Source organism: Flavobacterium sp., assembly GCF_044371705.1.
Classification (GTDB): domain Bacteria; phylum Bacteroidota; class Bacteroidia; order Flavobacteriales; family Flavobacteriaceae; genus Flavobacterium.
On record NZ_JBILTE010000116.1, the window covers coordinates 1 to 8248 of the forward strand.

Sequence of the window (8248 nt, forward strand, 5' to 3'; positions counted from 1 at the left end):
GTCAATGAACTTATTCAGCAATATGATTGGCTCAGAAAGATTGGCTTGAGTTCAAATCGTATCAAAAATGCTCTTCGCGAAGCCAATCAATTGTGTAATTTAATAAATTAGGTCATGAAAATTCAATTTTTAGGCGGCACAGGAACGGTAACAGGTTCAAAAACCTTGCTTGAACATAATGATTTGCGAATTCTAATCGATTGTGGGATGTTTCAAGGATTAAAGGCATTACGTGAACTGAATTGGGAACCTTTGGCAATTGAACCTTCATCCATTGATTTTGTTTTGTTAACACATGGCCATTTGGATCATTGCGGTTGGTTGCCAAAATTAATAAATGATGGATTTATCGGTAAAATATTTTGTACTAGACCAACAAAACAAATTTCACAACTCATTTTGTTAGACAGTGCCAAAATTCAAGAAGAAGAAGCATCAAAAGCAAACAAGGAACATTTTTCAAAACACAATCCTGCAGAACCATTATACACAGTTGCTGAAGCCGAGAAAGTGTTACCTTATTTTAGAGTCGTTGAAAAAGAGTTGGAAGTGAAACTTTCAGAGGATTGCTATTTTCGCTTTTTTCAAGCCGGACATATTTTAGGAGCGTGCTCGATATCGCTGCATATGGATGGTAAAGAATTCGTTTTTTCAGGTGATATTGGTCAAGATGATGATTTGCTAATGTTTCCACCGGAACGACCAAAAACCGGCGACTATATTTTTTTAGAAAGCACGTATGGCAATCGGTTACATCCCAACAATGATGTTTTTTGGGATTTGGAACGACTAATTAATGAAACGGTTTCTAAAGGAGGAAATGTCATCATTCCAAGTTTCGCGGTTGAACGTGCTCAAGTTTTAATGTATCTACTTTGGCAATTGAAAAAACAAAATAGAATTCCCGACATCCCCTACATAATCGATACTCCAATGGGAATAAGAGTATTAGATGTATTCACTGAAAATCATAAATGGCACAAACTGACTCCGAATGAATGTGAAGAAATGTGTCGTATGTTTACCATGATTTCCGATTTTGAAGACACCATTAATGCCATTTATGATAAACAACCTAAAGTGGTTATTGCAGCAAGCGGAATGATTACGGGTGGAAGAGTTTTGTCATATTTAGAGCGTTATATTGATCAACCTGAAAACACTGTAATGCTCGTTGGTTATCAGGCAGAAGGAACTCGAGGCAGAAAATTATTGGAAGGAGCTAAAGAAATTAAATTTTACGGCAAATATTATCCGGTGAAAGCCAAAGTGGTTTTGGTTGAAGGACTTTCGGCTCACGGAGATCAAAATGATTTGCTTAATTGGCTCCGAGATTTGCAACAAAAACCAAAAAAAATATTTTTAGTTCATGGTGAAAATGAAGCTGCGGATAGTTTGCGATTAAAAATTACGGAAGAATTTGGCTACGATTGTAGTGTACCGCTTTTAGGTCAAACAGTTGTATTATAATACATTTAACAACAAATTTGGTGTTTATCATTTCAAAAAAGGTACTTTTGTCGCATGAATTTTAAAAAGTGCACAAGTTTTTTAATGGCAGTTTATCTGCTGGTTTCCACCAGTGGTTTGATTTTTCATGTGCATTATTGCGGAGGCGAAATTGCTTCTGTTTCTACTATTTTTAAATCTGAAGAGTCTTGTGGAGTGGAAAAACAATCAGATGAAAAATCTTGTTGTGCAAGTTCCACCGAAGATCATTCCGGTTGTTGTTCTGATGAAGTTATTCAAGCTGATTTTGATGAGGTAACCATCAAACAAATTAGTTTTGATTTTGATTTTGTGTCGATTTTGAAGGAGTTCAGTATCCCCGTGTTTTATACAAATGAGGTAGTGTCTTCTGCTCAGATTCTAAATTATTATTGCAATTCGAATGCACCGCCATTCTATGAACTCTATTCCCAATTTGTTTTTTACGCCTGATTGTAAATGAAACTTTTTTCACTGCAAAGTGACTTTATTGTTTAATTTATAATCAAATCAATGCAAAAAATAATTTTAGTACTTACTGTGCTTATTGCCGGGTTTCAGAGTTTTTCTCAGGAAAAAGTTACCGGCAAAATATTCTTCGAAAATAACAAACCAATACAAGGTGCTACCGTTTACTGGAAAGATTCAGAAATAGGTACTATTACAGACGAAAATGGGAATTTTTCAATTCCATTTACGTCGCAGCACTCACTACTGGTCATTAGTTATGTAGGTCTTAAAACCGTTGAATTACAAATTACAGCTCCAAAAGCAATCAGTCATCAAATGGAGTTTGATAATTCATTGGATGAAGTAACACTTACGAAAGTTCGTAATTCTCTTCAAAAAAACTATATGACACCAGCCAATTTGCAAACAATGACCGGCAAAGAATTACTCAAAGCGGCTTGTTGTAACCTTTCGGAAAGTTTTGAAACGAATCCATCCATTGATGTCAATTTTTCAGATGCAGTTTCGGGAAGTCGTCAAATAAAAATGTTGGGATTAACAAGTCCCTATATATTAATAGCTGAAGAAAACATTCCTGCTATTCGCGGAGCTTCACAAGCGTATGGATTATCTTTCATTCCCGGAACTTGGGTTGAAAGCATTCAAATTACAAAAGGAGCAGGTTCTGTTGTCAATGGTTATGAGAGTATTTCCGGGCAGATTAACTATGAATTGTTAAAACCTGCCGATGATATTCCGTTCTTTTTGAATGCGTATGGTTCAACCGACTCTCGTTTTGAGTTAAACACTCATTTCAATACTCAAATAAATGATAAATGGGCTACTAGTTTGTTTTTGCACGGGAATGCTCGAGTTGGTAAAAACGATATGAACGATGATGGATTTTTGGATATTCCAATCGGTAAGCAAATAAATGCAATCAATCGTTGGCAATATACCGATTTAGAAAAGGGCTGGGTGAGTTTTATTAATCTTCGCTACATGAATGATGATAAACAAGCCGGCCAAGTTAATTTTGACCCGGAAAGAGACAAAGGAACTACCAATTTTTGGGGTTCTGAAATTACTACCGAAAAGTTAGACGCATCTGCCAAGCTTGGTTACGTATTTCCAGAAACTCCATGGAAAAGTATTGGTTTTCAAAACGCCTTTAATTACCATAATCAAGAGTCGTATTTTGGTTTGAATCAATACCATATTAAACAGAATAGTTTCTATTCCAATTTAATATATAATTCAATTATCAGCGACACCCGTTATAAGTTTGCTACGGGACTTAATTTCACCTATGACAATTACAATGAATTTGTAAATGTGAATGATTTTAGCAGAATCGATAATTCAATAGGTGCTTTCTTTGAATATACCTATTGCGATTCAGATAAATGGAGTTATGTTTTGGGAGCAAGAGTAGATTCGCACAATCGATTAGGGGTGTTTTTTACGCCAAGAGCTCATGTTCGATACAGGCCTTATGAACGAACCATGTTCAGACTCTCGGCTGGAAGAGGAAAAAGAAGTGCCAATATTTTTGCTGAAAATCAACAGTTGTTTGCTTCGTCCAGACAGTTTCAAATATTGGATACAGCTGGTAAAATTTATGGTTTAGATCCTGAAATTGCGTGGAATTACGGATTTAGTTTTATGCAAGGTTTTAAAGTTTTTGGTAAAGAAGCGGAGTTCACCTTTGATTTTTACCGAACTGATTTTCAAAATCAGGCTGTTGTTGATGTGGATAATAGTCCGCAGCAGGTTTTATTTTATAATTTGGAAGGTCAGTCCTTTGCAAACAGCTTACAAATAGATTTGAATTATCAGTTGATGACTCATTTTTCTATTCGAACTGCTTATAAATACTACGATGTGCAAACCGATTACACCATTGGATTGGTTGAACGTCCGTTACAAGCGAAGCATCGTTTTTTTACCAATTTGGCTTACGAAACGCATGTGAAAGAAAAGGGCCAACAATGGAAATTTGATTTCACTTATAATTGGTTAGGCGAACAACGTTTGCCTCAAACACAATCAAATCCGGAAGAATATCTTTTAGATGCTTTCGCAAATCCGTTTTCAACGATCAATGCACAAGTTACCAAAACTTTTTCTAAAACTTTTGAAGTATATATCGGTGGAGAGAACATCGGAAATTTTCAACAACCCAATCCTATTGTGGGAAGCAGTGACCCTTTTGGGCAATACTTTGACAGTTCAATGGTTTATGGACCGGTTTTTGGAGCAATGTATTACGCGGGATTACGTTTTAAAATTCAATAACAAAAAGCAAGTTCAATAATAAAAATCAATTTCAATAACAATTTCAAAAATCAATGATATAATGAAAAAATTAATTTTAATACTGATGATTTCGTTCCTTGGAATCACAGTTCAAGCACAAGAAAAGAAGAACAAAAATGCAAAGTATGAAGTTTCTGTCAATGGCAATTGCGATATGTGTAAAAAGCGAATTGAGAAAGCAGCATTGTCTGTAAAAGGAGTAAAATCTGCCACTTGGCATATCGATCATCAGGATTTACATTTGATTTTAGATGAAAATAAGTGCACAGTTGACCAAGTGCAACAGGCAGTGGCAAAAGTTGGTCATGATACAGTAAAGTTCAAAGCAACCGACGAAGATTATGAAAAATTACATACTTGTTGTTTGTACGAAAGAAAACAATAATTATAAGAGTTCCGAAATCGATTTCGGAACTTTTTTTTTAAATGTATTTTTTTAAGAAAAAATCAATTAATTTTGTCCTGATTTTTAGTGGCGAATGAACATAATAAATAGTCTTTTAAGACAACATAAAGGACTTTCCTCTTTTTTGTTTGTTTTTATATTTCTTTATTCAGGAATAATTAGAGGTATCATTACTTTCGATGATGAAGACTTTATTCCACATTATGCCCATAATGATTCGGATAGTGAATCAAATTTTTCCACACAATTAAATCATTTTAATAATCTCAGTATTGTCAATCAATTCAAAGAAAAAAGTGAATCGGAAATTGATGAAGTTCATTTTGACATTGAAATTTACTTTTCTTCTCATGCTCCGCTTCAATTTTTACCATACCTCAAATACCTTACTTCAAAAGGACTGAGTTGGTTTAATAATTTTAAATTACATCTTTACGATTTGTATTGTACTTGGAAGTTCCATTTGATTTAACAGTTCGTCGCATTATCATTTAAAGTTCATTTCTATGTACTACTTGTAGAATAGGATGTAACCTTAGAAGAATTCCACAATCGATTTTTAACTGTTAATTTTCATTATGAAATCAACAAAACGCAGTTTTGATGAACATAAAGTTCTTCATCACTTAATCCATTATTTACCAGCCCAAAATCCGTTAAAAGATTTTGTGCATCACAATACATTGCATGCGTTCCAAAACAAAAATTTCCATGAAGCTTTGGAGGAGGCAACCACCATTTTTGGTTATAAAACCTATCTTTCGTTAGCTGATTTTAGACGCCGATTTGCTAATTCAGAGATTAAGGAATCGGTTCTAGACCGCATATTAATTCAGTCAAAAGGTGAGGAAAACCTCGATTTTTGGAAAGGGAAGCTAATTGAAAACTATTATGATGAGTCAGTAAATGCCAGAATTGGAAGTTTACGAGCCAATTGGAAAAAGGAGTATGCCATAAACCTCGAAAAATCAACACATAGTTTGTTATTTCGAGTATTATGTAGCTATTTAGATCAAGGAATTGCCATCTGGAATTTTCCGGTGCATGAAAACGGCTTTTTAGCCTCAATCAGAACTTTGGAGAATAATTGTTTCAAAGGAATTTTTACTTCAAAACGAGCTGTAGAATTACTTCAAAAGGACCCTTCCATCACAGAATTATTAGATATAGTTGTTGGAAAGGAAGTCTTATTTGAACAATACCTTTTTGATCAGCAATTTTCACATCCGGGTTGGAGTGGTATGATTGCAACTATTGAGTCCAATCCGAGTTCTTTATTAGATTCGAGAGCGATAACTTTTGAAGAACTCGTTAAATTCGAATTGCTTCTGGAAATAGACGCTTTAGACGGAAAATTTAATGGGAATTGGTCTCCATTGGGATTAAAAGTCAGAGAAAATGAGTACAACCTATTTGAAAAAGTAAAACACACCGAATTATTAGAAGTGTTGTCACTTTGGCAACAAGCTTTTGAGTGGAGTTTTTATGATAACGTTTTGGTCAATGTTCAACATGTGGAAGAAACTCAATCCAGTAATATTCCCAGTTTCCAAGGTTTATTTTGCATGGACGACAGAGAATGTTCCTTTCGAAGACACATTGAGCATTTAGATAAAGAGGCAGAAACTTTTGGTACGGCTGCATTTTTTAACTTCGAGTTCTATTTTCAACCCGTGGATGGAAAGTTTTATACAAAATTATGTCCGGCTCCAATCACGCCAAAATACCTGATCATAGAAGTTCAAAGAAAGAACAAACAAGCAAAGGATTTGTTGTACCATAAGCAGACACACTCGTTGTTGTTTGGGTGGATTATTAGTCAAACGTTAGGATTTTCATCAGCATTTAAGTTGTTTTTAAACATCTTTAAACCTTCAATGTCACCTGCAACAACTTCTTCCTTCAAGCATTTGCATAAAAAAGCGAAGTTGGTTGTTGAGAATACCAATGTAAATCAGCGAGAGGATAATCTGCAACTTGGTTTTACCATCGAGGAAATGGCCGACAGAATGGAAGGCTTGCTCAAAAGCATTGGATTAGTTAAGAACTTTGCTCCATTAGTTTACATAGTTGGCCATGGAGCTACAAGCGTCAACAATACGCATTATGCAGGATATGATTGTGGAGCTTGTTGCGGCAGACCTAGTTCGGTAAATGCTAAAGTGGCTAAGATGGCAGCAAATCATCCAAAAGTGAGAGAGCTTTTAAAGTTAAGAGGAATAAACATTCCGGAAACAACGCAGTTTTTACCGGCTTTGCACGATACCACAAGAGACGAAATTGTGTTTTATGATGAAGATATTTTAACACCTGAAAACCAAAAATTACATCGTCAAAATGAAAGTGTCTTTTTAAAAGCCTTAGCAAATAACGCCAAAGAACGTTCCAGAAGATTTGATACTATTGATTCGTCGCTTTCACTGAAAAATGTACATGAGAAAGTTAAAAGACGTTCGTTGTCACTGTTTGAGCCTCGTCCGGAATTAAACCATGCAACCAATGCCATGTGTATTGTAGGAAGAAGAAACTTGTCCAAGCAACTTTTTTTAGATCGACGTTCGTTTTTGAATTCCTATGATTATAAAGTCGACCCCACCGGTGATTATTTATCAATTATTCTTGGAGCGGTTGCACCGGTGGCTGGAGGTATCAATTTGGAATATTATTTTTCAAGAGTTGATAATCAAAAATTAGGTGCCGGTTCAAAATTGCCACACAATGTAATGGGTTTAATAGGAGTTGCCAACGGAATCGATGGTGATTTGCGTCCAGGTTTGCCCCTTCAAATGATTGAAGTACATGATCCTTTGAGAATTTTGGTGGTTGCTGAACATTTTCCCGATAAGGTGAAGTATGCTATTAATAAAAACTCGCTCACTTATGAATGGTTTAAAAATGATTGGGTGAAACTGATCGCAATTCAGCCGGAAACAAAAGAAGTTTTTGAATTTAAAAATGAGGAATTCGTAGCCTATAAAACGGTTCAAGAGAAAGCTCAATTTATCAAAAGCGAACTTGATTTGGCGTCCACAACAAACGAGAATCTTCCGATTGGAATTTTAATCAACATCTACTAGTATGAACGAGATTCTTCAATATTTTTTACTGCTACCACTTTTTGGATTTGTGGGAAGCTTGTTACTGCCTGAGTCAAAAGAGAAATTAATCTCATCGGTAGCATTTGGAACTGTTGTTCTTCAGTTTACAGGAATAATGGTTTTTATAGGGGTTTGGGTTATAAAAGGGGCCGATGATTTAAACTTTAAAGAATTGACAATTATAAAAACATCGCATTACGAATTCTTTATTGATTTTTATTTTGATAAAATAGGAGCGGTTTATTTATTCGTGGGAGCACTTTTAACTGCGATGATCACTACTTATAGTAGGTATTATTTGCATAGAGAAAAGGGTTACAAACGATTTTTTAATATGGTACTTTTTTTCTTTTTTGGTTATAATTTGGCGATACTTTCCGGCAATTTTGAAACGCTTTTCATTGGTTGGGAAATCATCGGAATTTCGTCTTTTTTATTGATTGCGTTTTACCGAGAACGTTATTTGCCGGTAAAGAATGCCTTTAAA

General features: G+C 35.0%; 6 protein-coding genes and 1 pseudogene. All 7 read left to right on the forward strand.

Translation table 11 applies throughout. The features are described from left to right. Positions 1-114 precede the first annotated feature (114 nt). Positions 115-1470 (forward strand): MBL fold metallo-hydrolase RNA specificity domain-containing protein, encoded by a 1356-nt coding sequence (locus tag ACIQ2S_RS08925; RefSeq protein WP_396175124.1) that lies wholly within the window; start codon positions 115-117, stop codon positions 1468-1470. Positions 1471-1524: 54 nt separating this feature from the next. Next, entirely contained in the window at positions 1525-1941 is a 417-nt protein-coding gene (locus tag ACIQ2S_RS08930) for an HYC_CC_PP family protein (RefSeq protein WP_396175126.1), read from the forward strand. Between the two features lie 60 nt (positions 1942-2001). Then, positions 2002-4236, forward strand: coding sequence for a TonB-dependent receptor domain-containing protein (locus ACIQ2S_RS08935; protein ID WP_396175128.1), 2235 nt, complete (start codon positions 2002-2004; stop codon positions 4234-4236). Positions 4237-4297: 61 nt separating this feature from the next. Then, a complete protein-coding gene (locus ACIQ2S_RS08940; protein ID WP_396175130.1) occupies positions 4298-4642 on the forward strand; it encodes a heavy-metal-associated domain-containing protein in 345 nt (114 codons plus the stop codon). 94 nt (positions 4643-4736) lie between these two features. Then, entirely contained in the window at positions 4737-5135 is a 399-nt protein-coding gene (locus ACIQ2S_RS08945) for a hypothetical protein (RefSeq protein ID WP_396175132.1), read from the forward strand. Between the two features lie 106 nt (positions 5136-5241). After that, the gene (locus ACIQ2S_RS08950; RefSeq protein ID WP_396175134.1) at positions 5242-7740 is read left to right on the forward strand and encodes a YbcC family protein; all 2499 of its coding nucleotides are present in this window, start codon (positions 5242-5244) and stop codon (positions 7738-7740) included. A 1-nt stretch (position 7741) separates the two neighbouring features. Continuing rightward, positions 7742-8248 (forward strand): annotated as a pseudogene (locus ACIQ2S_RS08955) (hypothetical protein); the annotation flags it as partial.

Excerpts from the sequence above, each read along its gene's own strand:
- ACIQ2S_RS08925 (WP_396175124.1), top strand. The coding sequence starts at position 115 with ATGAAAATTCAATTTTTAGGCGGCACAGGAACGGTAACAGGTTCAAAA.
- ACIQ2S_RS08930 (WP_396175126.1), top strand. The coding sequence starts at position 1,525 with ATGAATTTTAAAAAGTGCACAAGTTTTTTAATGGCAGTTTATCTGCTG.
- ACIQ2S_RS08935 (WP_396175128.1), top strand. The coding sequence starts at position 2,002 with ATGCAAAAAATAATTTTAGTACTTACTGTGCTTATTGCCGGGTTTCAG.
- ACIQ2S_RS08940 (WP_396175130.1), top strand. The coding sequence starts at position 4,298 with ATGAAAAAATTAATTTTAATACTGATGATTTCGTTCCTTGGAATCACA.
- ACIQ2S_RS08945 (WP_396175132.1), top strand. The coding sequence starts at position 4,737 with ATGAACATAATAAATAGTCTTTTAAGACAACATAAAGGACTTTCCTCT.
- ACIQ2S_RS08950 (WP_396175134.1), top strand. The coding sequence starts at position 5,242 with ATGAAATCAACAAAACGCAGTTTTGATGAACATAAAGTTCTTCATCAC.